The sequence below is a fragment of the Actinoplanes oblitus genome (assembly GCF_030252345.1).
Classification (GTDB): Bacteria; Actinomycetota; Actinomycetes; order Mycobacteriales; family Micromonosporaceae; genus Actinoplanes; species Actinoplanes oblitus.
Window position 1 is genome coordinate 3,209,065 of sequence record NZ_CP126980.1, and the last position, 24,701, is coordinate 3,233,765.

Annotated in this window: 27 protein-coding genes and 1 pseudogene; 18 read left to right on the forward strand and 10 right to left on the reverse strand. The window is 70.0% G+C overall.

Annotated elements, in window-relative coordinates; translation table 11 throughout:
* The first annotated feature begins 88 nt into the window (after positions 1-88).
* On the forward strand, positions 89-508 hold the full coding sequence (locus Actob_RS14320) for an RDD family protein (RefSeq protein WP_284920659.1): 420 nt from the start codon (positions 89-91) through the stop codon (positions 506-508).
* A gap of 112 nt (positions 509-620) precedes the next feature.
* Positions 621-1,361, forward strand: a complete 741-nt coding sequence (locus Actob_RS14325; protein ID WP_284920660.1) for a hypothetical protein — start codon at positions 621-623, stop codon at positions 1,359-1,361.
* Positions 1,362-1,441: 80 nt separating this feature from the next.
* Here the strand turns inward: Actob_RS14325 and Actob_RS14330 are convergent, their stop codons facing one another.
* Together Actob_RS14330 and Actob_RS14335 are read right to left on the reverse strand one after the other, a co-directional pair.
* Complete coding sequence (locus Actob_RS14330; RefSeq protein WP_284920661.1) at positions 1,442-1,753, reverse strand: NIPSNAP family protein; 312 nt, start codon at positions 1,751-1,753, stop codon at positions 1,442-1,444.
* Positions 1,750-2,202 carry a group II truncated hemoglobin gene (locus tag Actob_RS14335; protein ID WP_284920662.1) on the reverse strand — a complete coding sequence of 151 codons (453 nt, stop codon included), beginning with the start codon at positions 2,200-2,202 and terminating at the stop codon, positions 1,750-1,752. Before Actob_RS14335 ends, Actob_RS14330 begins: the two co-directional genes overlap by 4 nt.
* Before the next feature lie 86 nt (positions 2,203-2,288).
* Between Actob_RS14335 and Actob_RS14340 the strand changes: the two genes are divergently transcribed.
* A complete protein-coding gene (locus Actob_RS14340) occupies positions 2,289-3,557 on the forward strand; it encodes an erythromycin esterase family protein (protein WP_407653642.1) in 1,269 nt (422 codons plus the stop codon).
* A 189-nt stretch (positions 3,558-3,746) separates the two neighbouring features.
* A complete protein-coding gene (locus tag Actob_RS14345; RefSeq protein WP_284920663.1) occupies positions 3,747-4,865 on the forward strand; it encodes a lipase family protein in 1,119 nt (372 codons plus the stop codon).
* A gap of 198 nt (positions 4,866-5,063) precedes the next feature.
* Here Actob_RS14345 and Actob_RS14350 read toward each other — a convergent pair whose 3' ends face one another.
* Entirely contained in the window at positions 5,064-5,684 is a 621-nt protein-coding gene (locus Actob_RS14350; protein ID WP_284920664.1) for an acetyltransferase, read from the reverse strand.
* 121 nt (positions 5,685-5,805) lie between these two features.
* Between Actob_RS14350 and glgX the strand changes: the two genes are divergently transcribed.
* On the forward strand, positions 5,806-7,914 hold the full coding sequence (glgX, locus tag Actob_RS14355; RefSeq protein ID WP_284922321.1) for a glycogen debranching protein GlgX: 2,109 nt from the start codon (positions 5,806-5,808) through the stop codon (positions 7,912-7,914).
* A 180-nt stretch (positions 7,915-8,094) separates the two neighbouring features.
* Here glgX and Actob_RS44005 read toward each other — a convergent pair.
* Positions 8,095-8,172 (reverse strand): annotated as a pseudogene (locus tag Actob_RS44005) (hypothetical protein); the annotation flags it as partial.
* A gap of 302 nt (positions 8,173-8,474) precedes the next feature.
* On the opposite strand from Actob_RS44005, the gene Actob_RS14360 reads away from it, so the two are divergent.
* Both Actob_RS14360 and Actob_RS14365 read left to right on the forward strand, forming a co-directional pair.
* Positions 8,475-8,930 (forward strand): hypothetical protein, encoded by a 456-nt coding sequence (locus Actob_RS14360; RefSeq protein ID WP_284920665.1) that lies wholly within the window; start codon positions 8,475-8,477, stop codon positions 8,928-8,930.
* A 276-nt stretch (positions 8,931-9,206) separates the two neighbouring features.
* Entirely contained in the window at positions 9,207-9,434 is a 228-nt protein-coding gene (locus tag Actob_RS14365) for a hypothetical protein (RefSeq protein WP_284920666.1), read from the forward strand.
* A gap of 852 nt (positions 9,435-10,286) precedes the next feature.
* Here the strand turns inward: Actob_RS14365 and Actob_RS14370 are convergent.
* From Actob_RS14370 to Actob_RS14380, 3 genes are all read right to left on the reverse strand, one after another.
* Positions 10,287-11,264, reverse strand: coding sequence for a hypothetical protein (locus Actob_RS14370; protein WP_284920667.1), 978 nt, complete (start codon positions 11,262-11,264; stop codon positions 10,287-10,289).
* Between the two features lie 455 nt (positions 11,265-11,719).
* The gene (locus Actob_RS14375) at positions 11,720-12,376 is read right to left on the reverse strand and encodes an aggregation-promoting factor C-terminal-like domain-containing protein (RefSeq protein WP_284920668.1); all 657 of its coding nucleotides are present in this window, start codon (positions 12,374-12,376) and stop codon (positions 11,720-11,722) included.
* Positions 12,373-12,750 (reverse strand): MerR family transcriptional regulator, encoded by a 378-nt coding sequence (locus Actob_RS14380; protein WP_284920669.1) that lies wholly within the window; start codon positions 12,748-12,750, stop codon positions 12,373-12,375. Before Actob_RS14380 ends, Actob_RS14375 begins: the two co-directional genes overlap by 4 nt.
* Positions 12,751-12,839: 89 nt before the next feature.
* Here Actob_RS14380 and Actob_RS14385 point away from each other — a divergent pair, with 89 nt between their 5' ends.
* The 7 genes from Actob_RS14385 to bluB all read left to right on the forward strand — a co-directional run bounded on the left by Actob_RS14385 (position 12,840) and on the right by bluB (position 18,324).
* A complete protein-coding gene (locus Actob_RS14385) occupies positions 12,840-13,655 on the forward strand; it encodes a DUF72 domain-containing protein (RefSeq protein ID WP_284922322.1) in 816 nt (271 codons plus the stop codon).
* A gap of 263 nt (positions 13,656-13,918) precedes the next feature.
* Complete coding sequence (locus tag Actob_RS14390) at positions 13,919-14,140, forward strand: DUF397 domain-containing protein (protein ID WP_284920670.1); 222 nt, start codon at positions 13,919-13,921, stop codon at positions 14,138-14,140.
* A 93-nt stretch (positions 14,141-14,233) separates the two neighbouring features.
* Positions 14,234-15,286: a glycoside hydrolase family 32 protein gene (locus tag Actob_RS14395; protein ID WP_284920671.1), complete on the forward strand. Its 1,053-nt coding sequence runs from the start codon at positions 14,234-14,236 to the stop codon at positions 15,284-15,286.
* A gap of 9 nt (positions 15,287-15,295) precedes the next feature.
* A complete protein-coding gene (locus tag Actob_RS14400) occupies positions 15,296-15,712 on the forward strand; it encodes a DUF1810 domain-containing protein (RefSeq protein WP_284920672.1) in 417 nt (138 codons plus the stop codon).
* A gap of 116 nt (positions 15,713-15,828) precedes the next feature.
* Positions 15,829-16,536, forward strand: coding sequence for an HAD family hydrolase (locus Actob_RS14405; protein ID WP_284920673.1), 708 nt, complete (start codon positions 15,829-15,831; stop codon positions 16,534-16,536).
* Between the two features lie 200 nt (positions 16,537-16,736).
* The gene (locus tag Actob_RS14410; RefSeq protein WP_284920674.1) at positions 16,737-17,621 is read left to right on the forward strand and encodes an RNA polymerase sigma-70 factor; all 885 of its coding nucleotides are present in this window, start codon (positions 16,737-16,739) and stop codon (positions 17,619-17,621) included.
* 82 nt (positions 17,622-17,703) lie between these two features.
* Positions 17,704-18,324, forward strand: coding sequence for a 5,6-dimethylbenzimidazole synthase (bluB, locus tag Actob_RS14415; protein ID WP_284920675.1), 621 nt, complete (start codon positions 17,704-17,706; stop codon positions 18,322-18,324).
* 117 nt (positions 18,325-18,441) lie between these two features.
* Here bluB and Actob_RS14420 read toward each other — a convergent pair whose 3' ends face one another.
* Complete coding sequence (locus tag Actob_RS14420; RefSeq protein ID WP_284920676.1) at positions 18,442-18,816, reverse strand: MmcQ/YjbR family DNA-binding protein; 375 nt, start codon at positions 18,814-18,816, stop codon at positions 18,442-18,444.
* Between the two features lie 23 nt (positions 18,817-18,839).
* Between Actob_RS14420 and cutA the strand changes: the two genes are divergently transcribed.
* Positions 18,840-19,172, forward strand: coding sequence for a divalent-cation tolerance protein CutA (gene cutA / locus Actob_RS14425; RefSeq protein ID WP_284920677.1), 333 nt, complete (start codon positions 18,840-18,842; stop codon positions 19,170-19,172).
* Positions 19,173-19,197: 25 nt separating this feature from the next.
* Here the strand turns inward: cutA and Actob_RS14430 are convergent, their stop codons facing one another.
* Both Actob_RS14430 and Actob_RS14435 read right to left on the reverse strand, forming a co-directional pair.
* Positions 19,198-19,968, reverse strand: coding sequence for a discoidin domain-containing protein (locus Actob_RS14430; protein ID WP_284920678.1), 771 nt, complete (start codon positions 19,966-19,968; stop codon positions 19,198-19,200).
* Positions 19,965-21,488, reverse strand: coding sequence for an alkaline phosphatase D family protein (locus Actob_RS14435; RefSeq protein WP_284920679.1), 1,524 nt, complete (start codon positions 21,486-21,488; stop codon positions 19,965-19,967). The genes Actob_RS14430 and Actob_RS14435 overlap by 4 nt, the downstream gene beginning before the upstream one ends.
* A gap of 825 nt (positions 21,489-22,313) precedes the next feature.
* On the opposite strand from Actob_RS14435, the gene Actob_RS14440 reads away from it, so the two are divergent.
* From Actob_RS14440 to Actob_RS14450, 3 genes are all read left to right on the forward strand, one after another.
* A complete protein-coding gene (locus Actob_RS14440) occupies positions 22,314-23,123 on the forward strand; it encodes a CPBP family intramembrane glutamic endopeptidase (RefSeq protein WP_284920680.1) in 810 nt (269 codons plus the stop codon).
* Positions 23,124-23,810: 687 nt separating this feature from the next.
* Positions 23,811-24,116, forward strand: a complete 306-nt coding sequence (locus Actob_RS14445) for a hypothetical protein (protein WP_284920681.1) — start codon at positions 23,811-23,813, stop codon at positions 24,114-24,116.
* A gap of 104 nt (positions 24,117-24,220) precedes the next feature.
* Positions 24,221-24,541 (forward strand): hypothetical protein, encoded by a 321-nt coding sequence (locus Actob_RS14450; protein WP_284920682.1) that lies wholly within the window; start codon positions 24,221-24,223, stop codon positions 24,539-24,541.
* Positions 24,542-24,701: the final 160 nt, after the last annotated feature.

Here is a 24,701-nt window from a genome sequence, read left to right on the forward strand (position 1 = left end):
CGGCCCGGGCGCGGTCCCCGCGGCGGGCCGGAAATCGAGTACCGTCACGTCCCGTCGTCGGGGGACGGACGAGAGGGGGCGGTCGCTCGTGGCGAGTTCATCGCCGGATCTGACCTACGCACACCCGGACGGGGTACGGATCTCGCCGGTGGTGAGTCCGTTCGGACGGCTGATGGCGCAGCTCTTCGACCTGGTGCTGTTCGTCGGCACGCTCGGTGTCGGGTGGCTGGTCTGGGCGTTGCGGGTGTTCGGCCGGGGGCAGACGCCGGGACGCCAGCTGCTCGGGCACGCGGTCGCCGACGTGCGGACCGGGCGGCCGGTCGGGTTCGGGCGGATGCTGGTGCGGGAGGTGCTGGTGAAGTGGGTGCTGGGCGGCGCGCTCGGCGTGCTGACGCTGGGGCTCTACCCGGTCGCCGACGTGCTCTTCGTCTTCGGGGACCGGCAGCGGACGCTGCATGACCGGACGGCCGGGACCATCGTCGTACACAAATGGGGTCTTGATCTCTGATCGGTGAGAACCGCAGGTCAGAGACGATTGTCACTCCGGTTCGGCGGGGACCGGGCGCAGCGGCTATCGTCACGCGCCATACCCGGGTGACACGCCCGCCAGAAATAGGGAAGTGACAGACGTCATGAAGGCTGTCCGCCGCGCCGGCCTGGCCGCGCTCACCATCACCGCCGCCCTGCTCGCCGGCTGCGGCAACGGCGACAAGACCGACACCAAGGCCCCGGCGGCCGCCGGCAACGGTGTCGCCGACGCGGAGCCCGCCGCGATCCTGGACAAGGCCAGGACCGCGCTCAAGGCGGCGAAGTCCTTCCACGTCAAGGGCGCGATGAGCGAGAACGGCGAGGTCACCCAGATCGACCTCAAGGTGGCCGGCGCCGACGTGGTGGGCACCGTCGCGTTCAGCGGGGCGAAACTGGAGATGCTCGCCGTCGGCGGCACCCGTTACGTCCGGCCGGACGAGGCGTTCTGGACGATGATCGACTCGTCGGGCAAGACGGCGAAGCTGATGAAGCAGGCCGTCGGCGACAAGTGGATCAAGCCGGCCGCCGGCGACGCCAGCCTGGGCTCGTTCTTCTTCGGCGCGTCCGACATCGAGGAGATGCTGACGCCCGGTGGCACGGTGACCAAGGGCGAGGCCAAGACCGTCGACGGCGTGCCGGCGATCGGCCTGGTCGACAGCGCCGACACCAAGACCGTGCTGTACGTCGCCACCACCGGTGAGCCGTACCCGGTCAAGATGGAGCGCCCGGCGCCGGAGGGCCTGAGCTTCAGCGAGTTCAACCAGACCTTCGCCGACCTCAAGGCGCCGCCGGCGGCCGAGGTCGTCGATCAGGCCTCGCTCAAGAAGAAGTAACAGCGGCGTGCACCTCGGGGGCGCCCGGTCCCGGACCGGCTCGCGTCTCCGGGAGCACCTCGCGGACGACCGGAGGCGCGTCAGTCCGAGGGCAGCAGCGGGCGCATGAAGGTGCGCTCGTAGCGGATGACGCAGCCGGACTCGTCGCGGATGCGGTCGGCGGCGATGAACTCCGGGTCGGTGCCGAACCGGGCACGGTACCGCTCGTAGGCGGCCAGGCTGGGGAAGCTGAACAGCGCCTCGGCCCGGTCGCTGGCCCCCTCGGCCGGCAGGAAGTAGCCGTGGTGGATGCCGCCGTGGTCGCCGACCAGGCGGATCCACTCGCGGGCGAAGCGCTCGAACGCGTCGATCTGCCGGGGATCGATCGTGTAGTGCAGCACGCAGGTGATCACCGGGCCATTGAACCCGACCACGACCAGCGCGGCATCCCGGCCGTCTCGGGAACCGTGGCCGTGGTGGGGAAGACGGTGGCGACCTCGGTGGTGGCGCAGTGCATGTAGTCGTGCAGCGCCGCCCGCAGCTCCGGATCGTCGGGCAGGGCGTGCGCCACCGCCTCGTCGAACACCTCGGCGAACCGTCGTGAGAACGGGTTCTCGTCGCACTGGTTGGCGTGCACCCGCAGCATCGCGAGGTGCCCGCCGAACCGCTCCGAGTAGACCGGCGGGCCGCCGAGCACCTCACCCCAGTAGTCGGCCAGCCGCTGGACGTGCTCCGGGTTGCCGACGTGCGAGAACGGGTGCTCCAGGACCGGGTCGGCCAGGCAGCGGGCGTGGAAGTCGGTGGCCAGGGCGAGCATCGCCGGCGCTCCGCCGGCGGCTTCGAAAAGCGTGGGGCGCTCCATCACCTCATCATGGCAGGCCGGCGGCCCCCGGGAAGGGGGGCAAAGTCAGACGTATGGGGCGAGCCGCGCCGGGTAACCCTCGGCAGGTGATCCGGTACGGGGACGAGGTGGCGTCGATCGCCAGGGAGCTGCACGACCCGGGCGACCTGGAGATCCTGCTCGACCGCGCGGACTCCGCGCGGGTCGTCATGATCGGTGAGGCCACCCACGGCACGCACGAGTTCTACGCCTGGCGGTCCGCGCTCACCCAGCGGCTGATCACCGAGCGGGGCTTCTCCTTCGTCGCCGTGGAGGGCGACTGGCCGGACTGCGACCGGGTGGACGCCGCGGTCCGCGGCGAACCCGGCGCGCCCGGCGACCCGCGGTCCGCACTGATCCGGTACGACCGCTGGCCCACCTGGATGTGGGCGAACGAGGAGGTCGTCGACTTCACCCGCTGGCTGCACGGGCACAACGCGGTGCTCCCCGAGGGCGACCGGGTCGGCTTCCACGGCCTGGACGTCTACTCGCTGTGGCAGTCGATGCGCGAGATCCTCACCTGGCTGCGCGAACACGACCCGGACCTGGTCCCGGTCGCGCTGGACGCCTACCGCTGTTTCGAGCCGTTCGGCGAGGACCCGAACGCGTACGGCTGGGCCACCCAGTTCGTCAACGCCACCTGCGAGGACAAGGTCGTCCGACTGCTCGCCGAGCTGCGCGGCGCCGACTTCGGGGTGTGGCAGAACGCCGCGGTGGTGGCCGGCGCGGAGAACTACTACCGGACCATGGTGCGTGGCGGCCCGGAGTCCTGGAACGGCCGCGACCGGCACATGGACGAGACCCTGGACCGGTTGCTCACCCACTACGGCCCGGCGGCCAAGGCGGTGGTCTGGGCACACAACACGCACGTCGGCGACGCCCGCGCCACCGACCAGGCCGACCACGGCGAGGTGACCCTGGGGCAGCTGGCCCGTGACCGGTTCGGCTGGGACGAGGTGCTGCTGGTCGGCATGGGCTCCTATCGCGGCAGCGTGGTGGCCGGCCCGCAGTGGGGTGCCCCGATGGAGGCGATGCCGGTGCCGCCCGGCCGGCCCGGCTCGCTGGAGGAGATCCTGCACCTGACCGCGCCGGAGCGGTCGCTGTTCGTCTTCCCGGCCGGCGACGACGCGCCGGACCTGCTCACCACGGTGCTGCCGCACCGGGCGATCGGGGTGGTCTACCGCCCGGAGCGGGAGCGCTGGTCGAACTACGTCCCGACGGTGCTCGGCGACCGGTACGACGCGTTCCTGTTCTTCGACGAGTCGCACGCGCTGCGGCCGCTGCACACCCTGCGGGTCGATACGCACGAGCCGGAGACGTATCCGAGCGGTGTGTAATCACAATTGAAGAGGCGATTAAATCGATCTTTACAATGGCGCCCGCCCATCAGCCTAGTGACGTGCGCCGATGAATGATCGTTTCGGATGCCTGGCCAGGGATTGGTCCCCTTCCGACTGTTATCCGAATTACGCTGAGCCATCAGCAGCCGATCATCCACATCGGAGCTTTTCGGAACTGGGGTGTCCATGAACACAATCGTCCGCCCGATTCTGGCCGCGTTCCTCAGCGCTGCCGGGGTCCTCGCCGCGACCGCCCAACCGGCGATCGCCGAACCCGCGGCCGCGGCTGTCGCGCCAGGCATCGTGCTGACCAGCTCTCCCGCCACCCTCCCGGCCGAGCTGTCCGCGCTGGCGACCGGAAAACGCATCCAGTACACCTCCACCTCGATCACCGGCAGCACCATCACCTCGACCGGGCTGGTCCTCACCCCGAGGTCCGGCAAGAAGAACAAGGTGGTCGCCTGGGCGCACGGCACCACCGGGCTGGCCGACCAGTGCGCGCCCTCGACCAACCAGGCGGTCTTCTGGGAGGAGGCGCGGATCGCGGTGGCCGAGCTGCTCAGCCGGGGCTGGACGGTGGCCGCGACCGATTACGCCGGCCTGGGCACCGTGCTGCCGCACCCGTACCTGATCGGGGCCAGCGAGGGCCGGGCGATCATCGACAGCGTCAAGGCGGCCCGCAACCTGGACCCGGCGCTGAGCACGCAGTACGCGATCGACGGGCACTCGCAGGGCGGCCAGGGCGCGCTCTTCGCCAGCCAGCTGGCCCCGGCCTACGACGGGAACCTGGTGCTCAAGGGCACCTCGTCGATCGCCCCGGTCTCGAACACCGACACCATCGTGCCGCTGATCCCCGGCACCCCCGGGCAGGGTTACCTGGTCATGGCCCTGTTCGGCCTGGCCACCGTCGACTCCTCGGTGCAGCCGCTGAACATCCTGGCCGCACCGGCCAAGGCGCGGCTGGGCGTGCTCAGCTCCGGCTGCCTCAACGAGATCCTCGCCGCGTACCAGGACCTGACCGCTACCGACCTGGTGGTCGGCGGCACCGTGCCGGACGCGGTGCTCGCCAAGTTCGCCCAGTACGACAACCCGGCGCAGACCGCGCCGAGCGCCCCGATCCTCGTGGTGCAGGGCACCGACGACGACGCGGTGCCGTACTTCGTCACCGCGGACCTGCTGATCCCGCAGCTGCAGGCGTACAGCCAGCCGGTCACCTTCGTGCCGATCGCGGGCGCCACCCACGACACCTCGGTCATCCAGTCCGCCGACCTGGTCGCCGACTGGATCGCGGCCCGCTTCGCCTGACGGTCCGGCGGCCGGTCCGGCGCCGAGCGATTTCCGGTACGGCGGGGAGCCCCGTCCGCGCGTCATCGGCGGGCGGGGCTCCCCGCCGTACCGGAAACGGGTCTGCTCGGGCGTGGTCAGCGGGACAGTGCCGAGGCGGGCGGGCTCGCGGCCCCGGCGCCGGTGCTACGGAGGGGCACGCGACAGTTGTACCCGCGGCTATCGGGCGGGAACGCCCTTGACGATCCGGCCGGGATCCACGTCCCGGACCACGCAGCCGTTCGCGCCGACCGTGGCGCCCGCGCCGACCGTGCGGCCCTGCAGCACCGAGGCGTTGGTGCCGATCAGCGCGCCCGCGCCGATCCGGCAGCTGCCGGAGACCGCCGCGGACGGGTTGACCTGCACGCAGTCGCCGAGCACCGTGTCGTGCCCGATCGTCGCGTTCTGGTTCAGGTGCACGTGCCGGCCGAGCGTGACGTTGGTGGTGACCCGGGCGCCGGCGAACAGCACCACGCCCTCGGCCAGGGAGTTGGCCAGGCCCACGGTGGCCGCCGGATGCACGAGCGGGGCGGCGGGCCGCGCGACCCCGTCGAGCCGGGCGGCGACAGCGGCACGGATCCGCGGGTCGCCGATGCCGATCACGAAGCAGGCGTCGAGCCGGGGGAGCAGGTCGCTCGGGCCCAGCCAGGACGTGCCGAGCAGGTCGAGCAGGCGCAGGTTGTCCTCGGACGGGGCGTCGTCGACGAAGCCCACGACCTTCCCGGGCGCGTCGCCCGCGTCGTTGACGGCGGCGATGACGCCGAAGATCTCCCGACCGTGGCCGCCACAGCCCACGATCACGATCGGCTGGTCGTTAACGCGAATAAATCACATGATATCCGGCCTTGACGGACGATGTTGAGCGGCGGGTCACATCGACACCGGGTTTCCGAGCGGCGAGCATGTGGGCATGGCAGGCGGCATGAAAATCTGGCCGGGGAACCCGTATCCACTGGGGGCGACCTACGACGGCGGCGGCACCAACTTCGCCATCTACTCCGAGGCCGCCGAGCGGGTGGAGCTGTGCCTGTTCGACGACGCGGGCAACGAGACCCGTGTCGACCTGCCGGAACGCGAGGCGCTGGTCTGGCACGGCTACCTGCCCCGGGTCACGCCCGGCCAGCGGTACGGCTTCCGGGTGCACGGGCCGTACCAACCCGGCAAGGGACTGCGCTGCAATCCGAGCAAGCTGCTGCTGGACCCGTACGCGAAGGCGATCGACGGGGACTACCGGTGGGATCAGGCGCTGTTCGCGTACAACTTCGGTGACCCGGCGTCGTACAACGACGCCGACTCGGCCCCGTTCGCGCCCCGCTCCGTGGTGATCAACCCGTTCTTCGACTGGGGCAACGACCGGCCGCTGAAGATCCCGATGTGGGAGACGGTGATCTACGAGGCGCACGTCAAGGCCATGACCGTCAACCATCCGGCGATCCCCGAGGACGTCCGGGGCACCTACTCCGGCCTCGCCCACCCCGAGATGATCAAGTATTTCCAGAAACTCGGGATCACCGCCGTCGAGCTGATGCCGGTGCACCAGTTCGTCCACGACAGCGGGCTGGTCGAGCGCGGCCTCACCAACTACTGGGGCTACAACACCATCGGCTTCTTCGCCCCGCACAACGGCTACTCCTCGTTCGGCGGGGGCGGCGGGCAGGTGCAGGAGTTCAAGTCGATGGTCAAGGCGCTGCACCAGGCCGGCATCGAGGTCATCCTGGACGTGGTCTACAACCACACCGCGGAGGGCAACCACCTGGGCCCGACCCTGTCGTTCCGGGGCATCGACAACCCGGCGTACTACCGGCTCGTCGAGGAGGACAAGACCTACTACTACGACACCACCGGCACCGGGAACAGCCTGAACGCCCGGCACCACGAGTCACTGCGGCTGATCATGGACTCGCTGCGGTACTGGGTGACCGAGATGCACGTGGACGGCTTCCGGTTCGACCTGGCCGCCGCGCTGGCCCGCGAGTTCCACGAGGTGGACCGGCTGGCCGCGTTCTTCGACCTGGTCAACCAGGACCCGGTGGTCTCCCAGGTGAAGCTGATCGCCGAGCCGTGGGACGTCGGTGACGGCGGCTACCAGGTGGGCGGCTTCCCGCCGAACTGGACCGAGTGGAACGGCAAGTACCGCGACTCGGTGCGCGACTTCTGGCGCGGCGAGTCGTCCAGCCTCGGCGAGTTCGCCTCCCGGTTCACCGGCAGCTCCGACCTCTACCAGGACGACGGCCGACGCCCGATCGCGTCGATCAACTTCGTCACCGCGCACGACGGGTTCACCCTGCACGACCTGGTGTCGTACAACGAGAAGCACAACGACGCCAACGGCGAGGGCAACCGGGACGGCGAGAGCTACAACCGCTCGTGGAACTGCGGCGTCGAGGGCCCCACCGAGGACCCGGACATCATCGTGCTGCGCGAGCGGCAGAAGCGGAACTTCTTGGCCACCCTGCTGCTCAGCCAGGGCGTCCCGATGATCGCGCACGGCGACGAGCTCGGCCGCACCCAGCGCGGCAACAACAACGTCTACTGCCAGGACAACGAGCTGAGCTGGGTGAACTGGGAGGACGCCCGCGAGGAGGACGTGCTCACCCACTTCGTCAGGCTGCTCACCAAGCTCCGCGCCGACCACCCGATCTTCCGCCGCCGCCGCTTCTTCACCGGCTCCTTCTCCGACGAGAACAAGCTGCCGGACATCGCCTGGCTGCGCCGCGACGGCGAGCTGATGACCGAGGCCGACTGGAACACCCGCAGCGGCATGACCATGACGGTGTTCCTGAACGGCCACGGCATCCCGGAACGCGACGCGCTCGGCGAGGAGATCACCGACGACTCGTTCCTGCTGCTGTTCAACCCGCTCGACGAGGACGTCTCCTTCACCCTGCCGGCCCGCGAGTACGGCAAGACCTGGGAGATCGTCGCCCACACCGCGGACCCGCTGCTCGCCCGCCGCCGCAAGACCGCCCGAGCCGCCACCCGCGTCGACGTCATCCGCCACGCCCTGGTCGTCCTCCGCTGCCGCTACTGAAAAACCGCTTCGGGTACGCCGTGAGCGGTCTCGTGCCTCGCCTCGGGACCGCTCACGTCCCGGGCCCCGGCGCGCTCGCACACGGCGAGCGAACATCGAACCGACCAGCTCGCTCGGCTCGGCAAGGTCGATCTGCCCTGGGTGCACCGCGTTGTCGCCCACCACGCGCACCACATCCATCGCCTTCCGGACGCGCGGGTCGAGCCCCTGCGACACCAGTGTTCCGATCTCGTCGTTGAGGTTCGCCCGGCCCGCCACCAGATCGTCGATCAGCAACCGCAAAGCGAGGCGAAGCAAGCCGGCGGCGCTGCGCGGCGATCGACCGGGCCTGCGCCCCGGACCGGGGCACGCGGTGGTTGTAACGTCACCGTCCTCGGTGGACGCTCAGGCCTCGCGATGGCCGGCACGGCGGCAAGGTGGGGCGTTCGACCCCTGCTCAACGACGCCCCGGTGATCGCGACCTGGACGAGCCGGCCTGTACGCCGGATTCTGGCCGGTGCCGCTTTGATCGTTCATCCGGATGCCGATAGGAAGACGGAGGCACCGCGAGTGGTGCGCTCATGGCATCGATCGCCGAAGGGAAGTCGATGAGTCGCCGCAGCCTCGATCTGCCCCCGTGGGTCCAGCGATCCGTTGCCATGGCAGCCCTCGCGGCCGTCCTGGTGGCGGCGCTGCTGCTGCGCGAACATCGTGTCTCCGAGGGCACTGCCGCTGGTGACGCGGCCCTGTTCGCTGTGGCGCGGAAGCTTTGCGGCGGCAGCGAGGGTGCCGATGCTGATCCCTATCCGGGTTCGTGGGCAAGCTGGCCGTGCGAGGCGAAGCAGTTCACCAGTGAGGCGAGCACCAGGAACTTCCTCGTCGGCGTAGGATTTTTCATCGATCCGGAGCCACCCGTGCGGGCTGTCGCCTGGCAGGTGCGGGCCGACCGCGGTGGTGTACGGATCAATGTCATCGGCTCCAGCCCGGCCGTGCTGGAGCTGCATGCCCTCAAGCGTCGGCCGGGCCTATGGGGCTGACCTTCAACGGGGACACGACAACGTTCATGTCCGCGCGCGCCGCCCAGCAGGGCCCGGCGAAGCCCGCCCCTGCGCCGAGATTCTAGCCCGGCGAGGCGCGACAAAGCATGAAAGCCTCTGTTCCGCTCCCGATGTGGGAGCGGGCAGGGGCTTTCCGGTGAGAGAGGAACCTACCGAGCTAAAAGTCCACGTCGCGGCTGGAGCCGCTGGATACTAGAGGGCACCAGGCGGAGCGGTGTTCCGGCCGACTCGATCTTGCCCATGGAGGTTTCAGGCATGGTTGAAAACAACAACTTCGCGGAGTTTGCCGAGTTCGGCAGCACTGACGATTTCCTAGCCTCGATCCCATGGCAGATCGCTCAATGGACGATCTTCGGAGGAGATTTAGACGGAAGCCCGCAAGGTCAGGAACTCGCTCAGCACGTCACCAACATCCTGACAGGGATGCAGGCCGTCCGAGCGGCCGTAAAGTCTCCAAGTGACGGGTCCGGCGTCTTGCAGTAGGCGAAACCTGTCCTCTGCCGGACGGGTTGTCTCCCGGGAGGACGCGGCTGGACGTTCGGTTATGGCATGGCGAAGTCCAGGCGACCGGGATGACCCAGACTGGACAGTGGTTCAGAGCGTTGCCAGGGCGTCAGACGGTCACCATTGACCGCCGTTGCCGATAAGCGCCTAAAAGATAGGTGGGGATCACCGCCGCCCTGGTGGGCGGCGCACGAACCAGGACTGTACGCCGAATTCAGCGGTCGTGGCTAGCGATACGTCTTTCTAGTTGCTCGGAGGTAACGGCCGCCCTCGAAGACCCGTAGATAAGCTGCATACATTTTTCTGATTGCCATTGCGAATAGAAGAAATACGTAGACTGCGATTGGGAGAACAATTGCAGTCGATGTCACGCTCATCTTATCGTCGGGGTGGCTGCGCATGCCGGACGCAATTATTAGAATCATTGACTCGGCTGCGGACGCGAGGGCGCCAACAAGTAGATGGGCAGCGGTTTCTCGAAATAGCCTACGAGTCGATTCCGTAATGGACTCGTGCCGGTCCTCTAGCCTGTCGCGTAGAGAGGCTAACTGCGTAAAGGCCGTGAAGAGGATGCCGGCCATGAGCGCGCAGCCGGCTCCGATTGAGCCGGGGTCGGTCAATCGGCACTGCTGCCACATCACGGCGGCACCGACAGCGACTGGGGCGCCGTACAAGAAGATGCGGGCTGCCAGGTCGGGCCGCAGCCTATCCTCTTCGACGTCGAGCTGAACTCGACGCATCGAGCGTAGGTGATCCAGGATGAGCGGTCGAACGTCGAAACGATCAAACAGTCCACTACGCATCAGCGCACCTCCCCAAGGTCTCGTCAGTCTAGTCGGGGGGTATGACACCTTCCGTAGCGGCGATCGTCGGGTACAGCTCCCTCACCGATTCGGAAACTGTTTCATACCACTTCTGATTATCGTACCGGTAGTCACCCGTGTCGTAGATCCACTCACCAATATCGGCAGACGGTTTCAATGAGCGCTTCCGGTCGTTCGGCCCATCTACTCGCAGTAGGCTGTCCTCAAAATCGAGCGGAATGGTGACTCCGGTAGCCGTCCGAGCAAGATCATTCGCAAGTTCTACTCGAGCGTCTCTGTTTGTGAGTTTCTCCCATCTTTCGTTAACCCAACGAAGAGCGTGCTCACGCATCGATTCCTGCAGTTTGGAAGCGCCGGGAATCTTCACGCTGAGGCGCACCTGGCTCGCTAGAGGCTCACCGTCACGGGCTGTCTCATGCCGTGTAACCTCAAGCTCCCGTACGACGCCATTGCGAATGAAGTGAGCGACCGCTGCGCGATCTGCCACGCCGGCCGCGAGATATAGCCGCAGATTTGTGGAGTAGAGTCGCCTAAACGCTGCTTCGACTCGGCGATAGGGGCATGCTCGCCCGTGCGTCTCCACTGCGAGGATCGCTGCCCCACCTTCGGGTGGAAAGGCAATCAGTGCCCGGTAGGGCCGCCCAAGAGCGTACTTGTCGATCTCTTGATCTGATTCCACACCGTCAGGATCAATGAGGGTGCCATCCTCACCGTATGGGCCATGATCAAATTCTAGGCGGAGGTCGTAACCAGCACGGGATATTTCCGTCAGGCGGAAGACGGTGCCGGTTTCAGGTGTTGTGGTGCCATCGTCGCCAGGTTTGGGCGCATCCTCGAACTTGATGATCGAATTGAGGCCCTTGGAAAGGTCCGCTTCGAGAAGATTAATGAAGTGGTCATCGTCGGCGTATGCGAAATCGATATTTCGTCGTTTCTGTCCTTCGCGAAGATGGATTACAAAGAGGCGATAACCGAAAGTACCCACCAACCGACCCCCTCGCCGGGATAGACAAGCGTATGTCTCACGCTACACGGCTACCTACGTCGCGCAAACCGGAAGTCATCGCAGTGATCTGATCTTTAGTGCAGCGACTAAGATCACCCGATAGTTTCCTACTTGTCTGCTTAATGCAGATAATTGAATGCTCGGTGTAACTACGATGGCTCTGACCATGTATGCGCGAGAGGTGCATACAGCAGCGGAGTGCGGCAACGAACCCGGCGCTCATAGGGGCTTACGGCACCCGTGCCGACTGGTGACCAGTACAATCAGACCTATCCGACCAGGATGTATGTAATCCCTCGTACGCGGGTTCGAGTCTTCCCTTCGAGGGTGGACCCAGGCCGTCGGAGGATCACCGAAGCCGACCAAGGGCGACCAACATGGACGCCCGATGCCGAGGTCAGCAACGTGATCCGCGATCGTGACCAGGCCGTACGTCAGTAGTTGTTGTACTTCTCGGAGTGGGCCCAGGCGCCGCACGGCGTGTCGTAGCGCTTCTTGATGTAGTCCAGACCCCACTTGATCTGGGTGGCCGGGTTGGTCTTCCAGTCGTCGCCGAACGCGGCCATCTTGCTGCCGGGCAACGACTGCGGGATGCCGTAGGCGCCGGAGCCGCGATTTTCCGCCCGGTAGTTCCAGCCGCTCTCCCTGGCCCACAGCTTGTTCAGGCAGGCGAACTGGTCGAGCCCGAAGCCGGCCTGCAACGTGAGCGCGCACCCGATCGCGCGGCTGCCGCTGAACTCGTTGCAGGACTTGGGGATCGGGCCGGCGTAGGCGACCGGGCCGGCCGCGGCGGCGGCAGCCGCCTGTTTCGCCTTGGTGACGCTCTTGTCGAGGTCCTTGGCATAGGCGGAGGCGGTCTTGGCGACCGCGGCGGCCTTCTGCCGGGCCGCGTTCTCCGCGACGGTCTGCCGGGCGCGGGCCGCGGCGTGCTCGTTCTGCCGGTCCTTGAGCAGCTGCATCTCGGAGATCTCGGCCTGTGCCGCGTCCGGCGTGGTGTCCCGCGCCGGGCGCTGCCGTCCCACGTAGACGCCGGCGGCGAGACCGGCGAGCAGCAGCGCCACCGAGGCGACGCGGATCGCGATCCGGGTCACTGAGCCTCCTCGAACCGAGCGGTCTCGGCACGGTACCAGGCGATCTTGTCGCGTACCCGGGCCTGTTCCCGCCGCAGCCGCGCGACCTTCTCGTCGATCTCCCGGTCGTGCTCGGCGAGCAGTTCGACGCGCTGCTCGGCGGCGCCCGGGCCGTCGTGCAGCAGCTCGGCGAAGCGCCGCAGCCGGGCGATCGGCATGCCCGAGTCGCGCAGGCAGCGCAGCAGCCCGATCCGACTGAGGTCCTCGTCGGAGAAGACCCGCTGGCCGCCCGAGGTGCGCTCGATGCCGTGCAGCAACCCGATGCGCTCGTAGTAGCGCAGTGTGTCGATACTGACGCCGATCTTTCCGGCGACCTCACCGGGCGTGTACGGCATCCCAACCTCCCCCGTCGGAAGAGGTGAACCTACCCGGATACCGTTGCCCGGTGCGATCCGGTGTCCAGGCCCTGCACGTGGGCTGCGCGATGTGGTCCCTGAAGTCCTGGCCGTTCTCCCGGCCGGCCGGTGAGAGACTGCGCGCCTACGCCGGCCGGTGCAACGCGGTCGAGGGCAACACCACCTTCTACGCCACCCCGGCCCGGGAGACCGTTGCCACCTGGGCGCGGCAGACCGCCCCGGACTTCCGCCTGTTCCCGAAAGTCCCCAAGCGGATCACCCACGAGCTGCGGATGTCCGGCGCCGAGGAGGAGCTGCGGGCGTTCCTGGACGCGATCGAGCCGCTCGGGCCGCGCGCCGCGGCGCTGTGGATCCAGCTTCCCGGGTCCTTCGGACCCGCCGACATCGCCGTGCTGTCCCGGTTCCTGCGCTCCTTGCCGACCCATTTCCGGTACGCCGTGGAGGTCCGCCACCCGGATTTCTTCGCCGACCCCCGCGCCCTGGAACGGGTCCTGTCCGAGCACGGCGCCGAGTGGATCCCGTTCGACACCGTCGCGTTCTTCGACAGCCCGCCGACCAGCGACGCCGAGCGTGACGCCTGGCTCAAGAAGCCGCGCATGCCGCGCCGCGACACCGCCCTCACCGACCGTCCGGTGGTCCGCTACCTGGGCCGCGACGACACCGCCCGGACGGTGGCCGGCTGGCAGCCGTGGGTGGCGACGGTCGCCGGCTGGCTGCGCGAGGGCCGGTCGCCGACGGTCTTCGTGCACACCCCGGACAACGCGGACGCGCCGGAGCTGGCCCGCCGTTTCCACGCCGAGGTGCGTGAGCGGGTGCCGGAGCTGCCGCCGCTGCCGGAGCCGCCGCCGCTGCCGGTGCCCGACGAGCCGCTGACCCTGTTCTGAGCGGGCCTGCCTCAGCGGCTTTCGCTCGACCTGCCCGCCGCGGGATGAACGCTTTCCGACTCGGCGCGGCGATCCGCCCGGGGTGCGACGGCGCCTCGATGGGCGTTTCCTCCGATTGAGGACGGCTCGGTGTGTGCGGTTTGCCCGTTGCGTGGGCGCACGCGCGGACGCACGTGCAGCGATCGTGCCGTTCCCGGACGCGAGACAAATCTCGGACAGTCTGGGATCTGAGGCAATGCACAGAATGTGCCAGGAGGTGCGAAATGACAGAGAAGATCTATGCCGCGACGTTCGACCGGCAGGCGGCGACCTGGCGCCGGAGCACTCGGAGCTACTCGGACAACTGCGTGGAGGTGGCCGACCTGCCGGACGGCGGCCGCGCGGTCCGTGACTCGAAGAATCCGGACGGACCGATTCTGTTCTTCACCCCGTCCGAGTGGGCCGCGTTCGTCGGTGGCGCCAAGGACGGCGAATTCGACAACTGACCCGGCATTGGCACTCCGCGCTCTGGCGCCGGCGACCCGGCGATGTTACGCAGAGGCATGGATGTCGGACCGGTTGCCGGGCTTCGGCCCCGGATGCACTTCACACCGCGCGACGGCCGGGTCGGCGATGTCCTCGGAGTGCTCCGGGCCGACGGCCGGTACCACCTGTTCTACGAGCACCGCACCGCCGACGACGAGAACATGGGCTGGGGTTCGGCCGTCTCCGACGACCTGGTGATCTGGCGGGAACGCCCGGTCGCCCCGGTGCCGGACGAGCACGGTCTCCCGCGCTGCGGGTCGGTCGTCGCCGGTCCGGCCGGTCCGGTGCTCTTCCACACCCGGATGGACGCGGGCGTCTGGAGCACCACTGCCGCGCCGGGCCCCGGCGGCTGGCGGGCCGAGCCGGCGCAACCGGTGCTCGGCCCGGCCGTGGAGGGCTTCGCCCAGGCGCGGGACCCGTTCGTCTGGGCGGCCCCCGGCGGCTGGCGGATGCTGGTCGTGGCCACGCCGCCCAACGGCGGCTCCGTGGTCCTGCACTACCGCTCCGCCGACCTGCTCACCTGGGACTACACCGGGGTGCTCGCGGCACGCGCGGACGCGTCGTGGGGCTGCCCGCGGCTGTTCGAGGTGGACGGCGAGTGGGTGTTGCTGGTGGCGGGCGCGGACCCGTCGTACGCCATCGGGGTCTATGACGACAGTGACTTCACCGCCCGCGCCTGGGGTGTCTTCGGCCGGGGCCGTCTCGGCCCGGCCGTGCCGTTCCTCGACGCGGCCGGCCGCCGCTGTGTCCTGGCCAGCGTCGGCGGCCCGGAGAGCGACGGCTCACCGTGGGCGGGCACGCTCAGCATTCCCTGGATGCTTTCGGTACGCGGTGAGCACCTGCTCGCCACCCCGCACCCGCACCTGGACCGGTACCTGGTGACCGGCATCCCGGGGATGACCGCGGTGGACGGCGAGCTCCGCGACCACGGCGACCTGATCCTGCGCATGCCGACCGGCGGCGAAACGGTGGTGCTGGCCGACGCGGACATCGTCGAGGTGGCCGTCGAGGGGGTGAGCGGCCTGGGTGCGGCCCGCCGCTCGGTGCCGGGGGACCCGGGCGCGCGCATCGCCCGCCTGACCGGTTCCGGCTGGTCGGCGACCTAGAATCGGCGGATGAGTGACCTGGAACGGTTCGTCCGCGCCCAGGACGGCGTCTATGAACGGGCCCTCGCCGAGCTGGCCGCGGGCAGCAAGCGGTCGCACTGGATGTGGTTCGTCTTCCCGCAGCTGGCCGGGCTGGGGTCCAGTCCGACCGCGCGGGTCTACGCGATCCGTGACCTGGCCGAGGCGCGCGCCTACCTGGCCCATCCGGTCCTCGGGCCGCGGCTGACCGAGTGCGCCGCCACGCTCCTCGCGGTGCGGGGGCGTACGGCGTCGCAGATCTTCGGCTATCCGGACGATCTCAAGCTGCGGTCGTCGATGACGCTGTTCGCCGAGGCCGCCTCCGATCCGGCGGTGTTCCGGGAGGTCCTGGAGCGGTACTACGACGGCGCCGACCCGCGTACCCGTCAGCTCCTCGGTCTTGGGTGAACGCGCCTTTCACCGAGCCGAGCGGACCGTTGCTTCTCCGTGCGCGGTCCCTCGCCCTGAGCCGGCCGGTGACGCAGCTCATCGGCGCCGGCTCCGGCCTCGGTTATCGTCGCCGCATGCTCGACCCCGCCGCCCCCGCCTTTGACGCCGTGCTCTTCGACTGTGACGGGGTGCTGGTCGACTCCGAGCGGATCACCAACGCCGTGCTGCGCGCCATGCTGCACGAACTCGGCTGGTTGATCAGCGAGGCGGACTGTTTCCGGCTCTTCGTCGGCCGGGCGCTTGCCGACGAGGTCGGCGTGATCACCGCGAACACCGGGTTCACCGTCACCGCCGGGTGGCTCGCCGAGTTCCGCCGCCGGCGCAACGACGCCCTCGCCGCCGGCCTGCTGGCGATTCCCGGCGCGGTGGCCGCGGCGCACGAGATCGACCGGCTGTTCGACGGGCGGCTGGCGTGTGCCAGCGGCGCCGACCGCGCCAAGGTCGAGTTGCAGCTCACCAAGGTGGGCCTGGACCGCGTCTTCGCCGGCAAGATCTTCAGCGGGATGGAGATGCCGCGCAGCAAGCCCGCCCCGGACGTCTACCTGGCCGCGGCCGCCGCGTTCGGCGTCGACCCGGCCCGCGCGGCGGTCGTCGAGGACACCCCGACCGGAGTCCGCGCCGGCGTCGCGGCCGGCGCCGTCGTCTTCGGCTACTGCCCGCCGGACAGCCCCGCGCACCAGGACCCCCGCGTCCTGCTGGAGGCCGGCGCCACCCACGTCTTCACCACCATGGCCGACCTGCCCACCCTGCTGACCCGCCTGCCGTCCGCCGTCCGGGAGTGACCTGTCTCACGGCCTGTCACGGCGGCACCGGGCGCGGTGTCTCGTGGGCATGAACGTCACGCTGTGGATCAGCGAGCTGATGCTGCCGCACGCCCTCTACCGTGCTCTCGCGATCTTCATCGTGGGGGGCCGCCTCGGCCCCGAGTCCTTCGCCGCGTGACGCCGCCCGACCCCGACGACCCCGGAAGGTACGGAGAGTGATGAGTGACCTGGCCACCGAGGCGTTCGTGACGCACCGGAACCTGCTCTTCACCGTCGCCTACGAGATGCTCGGCTCGGCGGCCGACGCCGAGGACGTGCTGCAGGAGACGTGGCTGCGCTGGGTCCAGGTCGACCTCGACCAGGTTCAAGATCAAAGAGCTTATCTGGTACGGACGACGACCCGCCAAGCACTGAACCGGCTGCGCGCCCTGAGCCGCCGTCGCGAGTCCTACGTCGGCCCGTGGCTGCCCGAACCGATGCTGACCTCCCCGGACATCGCCGAGGACGTGGCACTGGCGGACAGCGTGTCGATGGCGCTGATGCTGGTCCTGGAGACGCTGACACCCACCGAGCGGGCCGTCTTCGTACTGCGCGAGGCGTTCGACCTGAGCTACGACGAGATCGCGGCCGCCGTGGACAAGAACCCGGCCGCGGTACGCCAGATCGCCCACCGCGCCCGCCAGCACGTCGAGGCCCGGCGGCCGCGGGCGACGGTCACCGCGGCCGAGACCCGGGCCGCCCTCGCGTCGTTCCAGCGGGCGCTGGCCACCGGCGACCTGCAAACCTTCCTCGACGTGCTGGCCCCGGACATCGTCCTGGTCAGCGACGGCGGCGGGATCAAACAGGCGGCCGTGCGCCCGATCGTCGGCGCGGACAAGGTGGCCCGGTTCATGCTCGGCGGCCTCCGCAAGACCACCGAGACGATCACCCTGGAGCCGGCGGTGGTCAACGCCAACCCGGCCCTGCTGGTCCGCGTCGACGGCGAGATCGACGGCATCATGGCGGTCCGCGTCGAGGCGGGCCGCATCCTCGGCCTCTACTACGTCCGCAACCCGGAGAAACTCACCCGCATCACCACCGAGACGCCCCTCAGCCGCCGCTGACCGCGGACCGGCCGGCACCGTGGGCGCGGAACGGGGGGTACGGGCCGGGAGCGGGTGGAGATCCATCTGGAAGAGTCGGGGGATGTCCGGTCTGCTTTATGACGTCATTCATCGCCGCCGGGACGTGCGGGGCGAGTTCACCGGTGAGCCGCTCGCGGACGGCGTACTGGAAAAGGTGCTGACCGCGGCGCACGCGGCGCCGAGCGTCGGGCTGTCGCAGCCGTGGGATTTCGTGGTGATCCGGGATCGGGCGGTGCGGGCGGACTTCCACCGGCACGTGCACGAGGAGCGGGAGGTCTTCGCGAGCACGCTGACCGGGGAGGCGGCCGAGAAGTTCGCCCGGATCAAGATCGACGGGATCCTGGAGTCGACGCTCTCGATAGTCGTCACCTACGACCCGGAGCGGGGCGGCCCGGCGGTGCTCGGGCGGCACGCGATCGCCGACGCCGGGTTGTACTCGGTCTGCCTGGCGGTGCAGAACCTGTGGCTGGCGGCCACCGCGGAAGAACTGGGGGTCGGCTGGGTCTCGTTCTACCGTGAGGAGTTCCTGCGGAAGCTGCTCGGCATCCCGGAACGGATCCGGCCGGTCGCGTGGCTGTGCCTCGGCCCGGTCAGCCGCCTCCAGGACGTCCCCGACCTGGAACGACACGGCTGGCGGGAGCGCCGCCCGCTGGCCGCCGCCCTGCACCAGGACCGCTGGTGAGCAGGGAGCCGGGATCCCGATGAGCCGACGGCCGGCGGAGCGAACGGCGCCGCCGGCCGCCCGGTCAGCTCCCGGAATCGTCGGCCAGGTCGGCGGGCATCCGCCGCGGCCGCTCCGTCAGCTTCCGGAATCGTCGGCCAGGTCGGTCAGGTCGGCCGGGGCGCGCATCCGCCAGGCGTCGGTGACCAGCTCCGCCAGCCGCTCGCCGCCGACCGCCGCCAGCCGCAGCATGACCAGCGGCAACCCGTCATAGCCCGGGACCGTGAAGAACAGCTCCGGCTCGCCGAGCAGCAGCGCCTGTTTCTCCGCCTCGTCGCCGACGTAGAGCACCGCGATGTCGGTGCGGATCACCCGCGGCTTGCCGGGCAGGCGCTCCGGATACGACCAGACGAACCCCTTGCCACCCACCCGGAAGTCGAAGCCGTCACTGTCGATCTCGACCACCCCGGGCAGGCTCAGCGCGAGCCGCCGGACGTCATCAGCATCCGCCATGGCCGGAACACTAGTGTGACCCTGTGACAGAAACCGTCTGCGAGGTAGTGATCACCGCGAGCGACGCGGCCTGGCTGGCCGCGTTCACCAGGCGGCTGGTGGAGCGGCGGCTGGCCGCCTGCGGGCACGCCGTCGCCGCGATCCGGTCGATCTATCGCTGGCAGGGCGCGGTGGAGGACGAGGCGGAGGCCCGGGTCGCGCTGCACACCCGGTTGTCGCTGGTCGACGAGATCGTCGCGGTGGCCGAGCGGGAGCATCCGTACGACGTGCCGTGCGTGCTGGCGCTGCCGGTGGCCGGTGGGAATCCCCGCTACCTGCAGTGGGTCCTCGACGAGACAGCCGCTCCGGAGTCCTGACGGTGGCCGCCGGCAAGCCGGTCGGCTACCGGATGACGACCTCGGCGAGCCGGGACTGATCGTTCACCGCGTTGCCGGCCAGCGTCACGATGCGCACCGACTTAGTACGACGAGCCGCAAATATCGCGACATTCCGGACGGCGGTGTTGCCGCGAACCGACCGCACCGTCGCCCATCCGTTCGGCACGGCGACCTGCACGTCCCAGTCCCGCAGCCCCCACTCCGCGGTGGTCACCACCTCGACCCGGCTGACCCGGTGCGACGCGTCCCAGTCCAGCTGCCACCAGTCCGGCCAGCGTTTCCCGGTCGCGTCGTTCCAGATCGTCTCGGTCTTCCCGTCGATCGCCGCGCACGCCGGACCGGTGGCCCGCGCGGACGAGGCGCTGACCCGCGCCGCCAGCCGCATCAGGTCCGCGCCCGGCGGCGGCGCGCTCACCCGCACCGGGACGTCGATGCTCGTGCCACCGCCACTGACCCGCACGTGATGGGTGCCGGTACCGGCGCCGGGCGCCGCCCGTACCGCTACCGGAACGCTGCGCGTGTATCCCGGCGGCAACCAGCTGGAGATCAGCCGGCGGGGGAGATGCAGTGCGGGGTCCGCTTCGAGCGCCGCATCCGCATAGATCGGTTTCCGCGTGGTGTTGACCAGCCCGACGACGAGATCCCGTCCGTTGCACTGGCCCGTCATGATCGACAGCGCCCCGGGCGTGACCGTCAGCGGGCGGGCCGGGGGCGGACCGGCCGCAACCGGACTGCCCGCCAGTCCCAGCACCAGCAGTGCCGCCGCCCGGTTCATGCGGTCACCAGTCCCGGACGCGCCCGCTCGGACACCAGCGACGCCCGCGTGGAGATCGTCCCGCCCCGCGTGGTCACCCGGGACATCACCCGGTAGTCCGCCCGCAGCCGATCCCGGGTCAGCTCGCACCGCACGTACCCCCGCTGCCCGTTGGCGAGCCTCAGGTGCGGGTTGTACTCGCGCTGCATGTCGAGCTGTGGCGTGGTGTCGCTGCCGTCCCCGCCGCTCGTGATCGAGGTACCCACCAACTCCACGCCGACCACCGGCGCCTCGGGACGGACCCGCAGGTCGGCCGCGTAGTTGTAGTGGATGTCCCCGGACAGCACCACCGTCCCGGGATGTCGTGCGGCCAGCGCCAGGATCCGTTCGCGATCCGCCGCGTAGCCGTCCCACTTGTCCATGTCGAGGCGATTCGCCGGTCCGCCGTACCGGCATTCGGCCATCATCACCTGCTGGGCCAGCAGGTTCCAGCGCGCCTCGGACCGCCCCATCCTCGCCAGCAGCCAGTCCCGCTGCGGTACGCCGAGCAGGGTGCGGGCCGGGTCGTTCCGGTCCGCGCAGTTCGCCCGCAGGCTGTCGCCGCAAGCCTGGTCCGACCGGTACTGCCGGGTGTCCAGGACGTACGCGTGCGCCAGGTCCCCGAACCGGAACCGCCGGTAGAGCGACATGTCCGGCCCGGCCGGCTGCCGGGGCGGCCGCAGCGGCTGGTTCTCCCAGTAGGCGCGGTAGGCGTTCGCCCGCCGTACCAGAAAGTCGGCGGCCGGAACCGTGGTGAACCGGGGTGTCCCGGCCGCGTAGTTGTCCTGCACCTCGTGGTCGTCCCAGGTCAGCACCCACGGCACGGCGGCGTGCGCGGCCTGCAGGTCGGGATCGGTCCGATAGAGCGCGTACCGCATCCGGTACAGGTCGAGCGTGTCGGTCTCCAGCTCGAAGGTGTCCGGCAGCCGCAGCCCGGTGTCCATCCGGCTCCCGCCGGCGCTGTCGATCGCGCCCTCGTAGATGTAGTCACCGAGGAAGAACACGACGTCCAGGTCGTCCGCGGCCAGGTGCCGCCAGGCCTCGTAGTAACCGTCCCCGTAGGCCTGGCAGGAGGCGATGGCGAACCGCATCGACGCCGGCGACGCGTTCTTGGCCGGCGCGGTCCGGGTCCGCCCGACCGGGCTCAGATGGCCGCCGCTGCGGAACCGGTAGAAGTATTCCCGGCCCGGCCGCAGCCCCTGCACGTCGAGGTGAACCGCATGGCCGTACTCCGGCCGGGCCACGGTGTCCCCGGACCGCACCACCGTGCGGAACGCGCTGTCCTCAGCGACCTGCCAGGACACCGGGCAGCGCACCGGCGGCAGCCCGCCCGCCGGTTCCAGCGGCCGCGGCGCGAGCCGCGTCCAGAGCAGCACCCCGGTCGGCAGCGGATCCCCGGAGGCCACCCCGAGCGTGAACGGGTAGGCACGGGTCGGCGGCGGGAGTGTCGCGACCAGGGCCGCGCCGCCCAGGGTGAAGAGGCGGCGCCGGGGAAGTCGCACGATCAGCACTCCAATTTCCCGAAATTCCGGACATCCGAGGCTACTGCGCGAGCCGCCCGGAACGTCGGCGACCGGCCGCACGGCCACCCGCACGAGATGATCTTCGCGCCTCGGAAACGCGGAGTTCACACCGCGATTCATCCATTGTCGTCAAAGCCCCGTAGATCTTCGATGTCCCCGTCACGCCCCGCCCCGGGGGCATCGCATGCGTCTCGTCACCCGCCTCCTCGCCACCGCCGCCACCGCCGCGCTGATCGCCGGCCTGCCGGCCGGCCGAGAAGACCGCCCTCCAGGGGATGCTCAACACCTGTAGCTGACCGCTTCCCATCACGGCCGCCCCATTTGGTACGGCTGGCCACAGTCCCGTGGCTACTCGCGAGGTCCGCTGTGGTCCGGGCCGCCCGGCGACCGCCGGGCTGAATCCCGGGTCGAGGCCTTCAAGGGCAGCCGCACCCAGTCCTGCCATCCACCCGTTCGGGGGAACTTCGGTGCCGGCCCTGCCGCAGCGTCGAGGAGGGTCCCGGGCCGTTCCCGAGCGCCCGCAGCGTCGAGGAGGGTCCCGGGTCGTCCCTCCGGCGCCCGACCGTCGAGGGGAGTCCCGGGCCGTCCCTGGAGCTCGCGGCGTCGAGGAGCTTCCGTGTCGGCCGTGCGGGACGTCACCGAGATGGCCATCACCGTGCGTAACCCGGACGAACCGCTGATTCCGGCCGGCCCTTCCCGCCTCGCGGGCAGTCGGCCGGCTCGGCGAAACCGAAGAAGTGCCTCGTCCCGGACAGGTGTGACAATTGGTTCATGCGGCGACCACCAGGTAGCTTCGTCCGCGCCATGTCAGACCTCACCGCCGACCATCCTCCGGTCTCCCTGCCCGTCTCCCCGCCCGTCTCCCGCTCGTCGGCCCGCCCGGCCGGCGCCGCGGCAGACCACCCGTCCCGCCGTCGCCTGGCGCTCGTGCTCGGCGCGGTCGTGGCGATCCTCGCCGCGGTCAACATCGCCGACAAGTACGGCCCGCACCACACCGGACTGATCGCCGGCCCGGTCGTGGCCCTCGCCCTGGTGCTGATCGCCCGCCGGGCCGGCCTCTCCTGGCACGCCCTGGGCATGTCCCGGCGCACCTTGCTGCCCGGCCTCAAGTACGCCGTCGGCGCGGTCCTGGTCGTCGCCGTGGTCTACGCGATCGGCGCCGCGATCCCGGCCACCCGGGTCGCCTTCCACGACGTCCGCTACCACCTGCACCCCGGCGCCGCCCTGCTCACCGCGTTCGTGGTGGTCCCGCTCGGCACCGTGCTGCTGGAGGAGGTGGCCTTCCGCGGCGTGCTGATGGGCCTGGTCGACCACCACCGCGGCGCCACCTGGGCGAGCATCACGTCGTCGGTCCTGTTCGGCCTCTGGCACATCCTGCCGTCGCTGCGCCTGGCCCAGGTCAACGAGGCGGTCGGCGCGGCCTTCGGCGTCGGCGCCCTGGGCCGGGTCCTGGCCATCGCCGGCGCTGTCGCCTTCACCGGCCTGGCCGGGCTGCTGCTCTGCGAACTGCGCCGCCGCTCCGGCAGCCTGCTCGCCGCCGCCGCCCTGCACTGGGCCACCAACGGCCTGGGCCTGCTGGTCGCCACCGCCCTAGCCGCCACCAGCCTCTCCTGACCCCCCGAACACCACCGTCCCGCCCAGCCAAGCCCCTAGCGGCTGGCGCCCACAGTGGTCTCAGCACCCCGGACACCACCGTCCCGCCCAGCCGGCTTCTGCGGCTGGTGCTCAGGGTGGTGTCAGTGCCCGGGGAGACCACCGTCTTGGCCAGCCGGGTTGTGTGGCTGGTGCTGGGGGTGGTGTCAGCGCCGGGGAGACCACCGTCCCGTCCAGCCGGGTTGTGTGGCTGGTGCTGGGGGTGGTGTCAGCGCCGGGGAGACCACCGTCCCGTCCAGCCGGCTTCTGCGGCTGGTGCTGACGGTGGTCTCAGTGCCCGGGAGACCACCGTCCTGGCCAGCCGGGTTGTGTGGCTGGTGCTGGGGGTGGTGTCAGCGCCGGGGAGACCACCGTCTTGGCCAGCCGGGTTGTGTGGCTGGTACTCAGGGTGGTCTCAGTGCCCGGGAGACCACCGTCCCGCCCAGCCGGCTTCTGCGGCTGGTGCTGACGGTGGTCTCAGTGCCCGGGAGACCACCGTCCTGGCCAGCCGGGTTGGGTGGCTAGCGCTCACGGTGGTCTCGGCGCCTCGGATACCACCGTCCTGGCCAGCCGGTTCTTAGGGGTGGTGGTATTGCGGGGCTGGGAACCACCGTCCCGGCCGGCGGGGACCTGGGGAGCGCGGTCGATGGGGCGCGGTAGGGTCGGGGGATGCGTGTTCCCACCGCGGTGATCACCGCAGGCTCTCTCATCGGTGGCTGGCAGCTCGCCCGGCGCACCGGCGTCCGGCCGCTGGGCGGCGCGGTCCTCGCGGCCGGTGGCGTGCTGGCCGGCCGGGAGTGGTCCAAGCGCACCAGCCCGGCGGTGACCGGCGCCCTGACCGCGACCTATGTGGCGGCCTTCGGGCTGTCCCACCCGCTGGCCAAGCGGATCGGTTCGTGGCCCGCGGTGCTGGCCGTCTCGGCGATCACCGCCGCCGCCTCCTACGCCGCGGCCGACCGGCGCGTCCCGCGCTGAGGCTGATCGGCGCGGCCCGCGCTGAGGCTGATCGGCGCGTCCCGCGCTGAGGCTGATCGGCGCGTCCCGCGCTGAGGCTGACCGGCGCGGCCCGCGCTGAGGCCGTGCGCGAGACCCCGGAGCAGCTGGCCGAGCCGCAGCGGCTGCTGGCGATCTCGCTGTCCGGTTCGACAGCGCACCTGCGGTCGATCGTCACCGAGCGGACGCTGACCGCCGAGCGGGTGACCCCGGTGCTCACCGGCATGTGCGCGCTGTCGCCGGCCGCCGTCACCGCGAGGGGCGAGCCGCGGATCAGCGCCGTCGACGGGCACGACCGCTGGATCTTCGGTACGGCGCGGACCGCCGCGAAGGCGCCAGCGTGTGGCACCTGCGCGGCGATGATCTGTGCGTCTTCGTGCACGGCCGTGCGGAGACCGCCGACCTGACGGTGAAGCGGGACCTGCTGGACCATCCGCGCGACTTCTCCGGGGCGGACGCGTTCGACTGGGCCAGCGAGGTCGTCCACTACCGGCTGCGGCCGCACTTCACGACCCCGACGCGGGGATGTGGAGGTGACCGCGGTGGGGCCAGGGGGCGAGCCCCACC

What these genes read in the sequence shown, in the direction of transcription:
- Actob_RS14335 (WP_284920662.1), bottom strand. Translation starts at nt 2,202, where the DNA reads ATGGAGCGCCCCACGCTTTTCGAAGCCGCCGGCGGAGCGCCGGCGATG.
- Actob_RS14345 (WP_284920663.1), top strand. Translation starts at nt 3,747, where the DNA reads ATGAACACAATCGTCCGCCCGATTCTGGCCGCGTTCCTCAGCGCTGCC.
- glgX (WP_284922321.1), top strand. Translation starts at nt 5,806, where the DNA reads ATGAAAATCTGGCCGGGGAACCCGTATCCACTGGGGGCGACCTACGAC.
- Actob_RS14360 (WP_284920665.1), top strand. Translation starts at nt 8,475, where the DNA reads ATGGCATCGATCGCCGAAGGGAAGTCGATGAGTCGCCGCAGCCTCGAT.
- Actob_RS14365 (WP_284920666.1), top strand. Translation starts at nt 9,207, where the DNA reads ATGGTTGAAAACAACAACTTCGCGGAGTTTGCCGAGTTCGGCAGCACT.
- Actob_RS14380 (WP_284920669.1), bottom strand. Translation starts at nt 12,750, where the DNA reads ATGCCGTACACGCCCGGTGAGGTCGCCGGAAAGATCGGCGTCAGTATC.
- Actob_RS14385 (WP_284922322.1), top strand. Translation starts at nt 12,840, where the DNA reads ATGTGGTCCCTGAAGTCCTGGCCGTTCTCCCGGCCGGCCGGTGAGAGA.
- Actob_RS14390 (WP_284920670.1), top strand. Translation starts at nt 13,919, where the DNA reads ATGACAGAGAAGATCTATGCCGCGACGTTCGACCGGCAGGCGGCGACC.
- Actob_RS14395 (WP_284920671.1), top strand. Translation starts at nt 14,234, where the DNA reads ATGCACTTCACACCGCGCGACGGCCGGGTCGGCGATGTCCTCGGAGTG.
- Actob_RS14400 (WP_284920672.1), top strand. Translation starts at nt 15,296, where the DNA reads ATGAGTGACCTGGAACGGTTCGTCCGCGCCCAGGACGGCGTCTATGAA.
- Actob_RS14405 (WP_284920673.1), top strand. Translation starts at nt 15,829, where the DNA reads ATGCTCGACCCCGCCGCCCCCGCCTTTGACGCCGTGCTCTTCGACTGT.
- Actob_RS14410 (WP_284920674.1), top strand. Translation starts at nt 16,737, where the DNA reads ATGAGTGACCTGGCCACCGAGGCGTTCGTGACGCACCGGAACCTGCTC.
- bluB (WP_284920675.1), top strand. Translation starts at nt 17,704, where the DNA reads ATGTCCGGTCTGCTTTATGACGTCATTCATCGCCGCCGGGACGTGCGG.
- Actob_RS14420 (WP_284920676.1), bottom strand. Translation starts at nt 18,816, where the DNA reads ATGGCGGATGCTGATGACGTCCGGCGGCTCGCGCTGAGCCTGCCCGGG.
- Actob_RS14430 (WP_284920678.1), bottom strand. Translation starts at nt 19,968, where the DNA reads ATGAACCGGGCGGCGGCACTGCTGGTGCTGGGACTGGCGGGCAGTCCG.
- Actob_RS14440 (WP_284920680.1), top strand. Translation starts at nt 22,314, where the DNA reads ATGTCAGACCTCACCGCCGACCATCCTCCGGTCTCCCTGCCCGTCTCC.
- Actob_RS14445 (WP_284920681.1), top strand. Translation starts at nt 23,811, where the DNA reads ATGCGTGTTCCCACCGCGGTGATCACCGCAGGCTCTCTCATCGGTGGC.